Origin of the sequence: Okeania sp. SIO2C2, assembly GCF_010692625.1 — a bacterium.
Lineage (GTDB): Bacteria > Cyanobacteriota > Cyanobacteriia > Cyanobacteriales > Microcoleaceae > Okeania > Okeania hirsuta.
On sequence record NZ_JAAHGM010000161.1, the window covers coordinates 1 to 1,466 of the forward strand.

Below are 1,466 nucleotides of genomic sequence, written 5' to 3' on the forward strand. Positions count from 1 at the left end.
TGCGCGACGATCGCTTCATGTTCACAGCGGCTGGACTCTGGAATTTCTACCTGATGGCAGCATAATTTAATGATTGAAAGGTAGAATTTTCCATTTAACTTTAAGGTTTTATTTCGCGACAAGTCTAATGTATTTCAGCAAGTGGATTATGGAACTTATATCTGATGGCAGCATAAGTAATCACATTACTAAGAAAATATATCAGTTTTCGTTTGAGTTTTTTTCTAACATATGTTATTTCCCAACAACTCTATCAAATTACAGAGGTCAATTAAGCCATGAAACAGGAAATTAAAGAACAAGATAATATCCTGAAACTTAGCTTGGGTAACAACATCACGATTCTGGCAGAAAGTCATCCGAGTGTTTGGAATCCTTTTTCTCCTTCTTGTCTTGCAATGTGCGAATTGATTAGCATTGATAACTGTTCTGGAAAAGTGGTGATGGATTTTGCAGCTGGCTCAGGGGTTATTGGAATCGTTGCAGCCAAGAATGGGGCAGCAGAGGTCATTTGCACTGACTTAAACCCGGAAGCTGTTACGGCTTCAAAGCGAAACTGGGAATTGAATCATCTCAATCCAAAGCATCTAAAGTCATTCCAGTCTAACTGCTTTAATGCGATCAAAGGAAATCCAGACTTTGAAGGAAAAATTGATCGGATTTACTTAAATCCACCCGCTCTTCCTGATACTCAAGAAAAGCTGCAAGCGAGGTTGGAGTTTGCAAGAGAAACTCCTGCGGGGGAATGGAACCGAAATGGACAGCGAGGCAGACTGGTGATCGATTCCCTGATTATAGAGGGAAGATCTTATTGTCAGGACAAGTCCCCTCCGCAACCGGAACTAACATTGATATTAACGGAGCTTCATACGTGCGATGAAGGGATTAGGTGTTAGGGGTTAGGTGTTAGGGATTAGGTTTTAGGTTTTAGGTGTGAGATAACGACTAAACGAAAAAGGAGATCCAGGTGATCGAAGTTAAGAGTTATCGAGACTTAAAGGTTTGGAATCGGGCAATGGACTTGGTGGTACTATGCTACCAACTCACTTCTAAGTTACCAAAAACTGAGATTTATGGACTGAGCAGCCAAATTCAACGAGCTGCTGTTTCCATTCCAGCTAACATCGCTGAGGGCAAAGGGAGACAGCATCTGGGAGATTATATCTATCATCTCTCAATCGCTAATGGATCTCTCAAAGAATTGGAAACACATTTGCTAATTACTGGTAGATTATCTGATCTTAAAAACTCCGAGTTACAACCTGTTTTAGAGTTAAGCGATGAAATAGGAAGAATGCTCAACATTCTGATAGAAAAACTCAAGGATAAGAAGAAAAATTAACTGGACTTTAGGAAAAAAATGTGGTAAAATAGTCTAAAATTATTATACAGCAATACTTTTACCTGAAAATATTCCACCAATGAGAGAAACAACCCTGTGTGCCTTACCTCCATGCTTTGAAAAG

The 1,466-nt window shown here is 39.6% G+C and carries 2 protein-coding genes; both read left to right on the forward strand.

Annotation, left to right across the window (positions count from 1 at the left end):
• Positions 1-278 precede the first annotated feature (278 nt).
• Entirely contained in the window at positions 279-896 is a 618-nt protein-coding gene (locus tag F6K18_RS36085) for a methyltransferase (RefSeq protein ID WP_287528175.1), read from the forward strand.
• A gap of 71 nt (positions 897-967) precedes the next feature.
• Entirely contained in the window at positions 968-1,342 is a 375-nt protein-coding gene (locus F6K18_RS36090; RefSeq protein WP_287528177.1) for a four helix bundle protein, read from the forward strand.
• Positions 1,343-1,466 lie beyond the last annotated feature (124 nt).

Bases quoted from the DNA above. Each gene is read 5' to 3' on its own strand.
- F6K18_RS36085 (WP_287528175.1), top strand. From the start codon at position 279: ATGAAACAGGAAATTAAAGAACAAGATAATATCCTGAAACTTAGCTTG.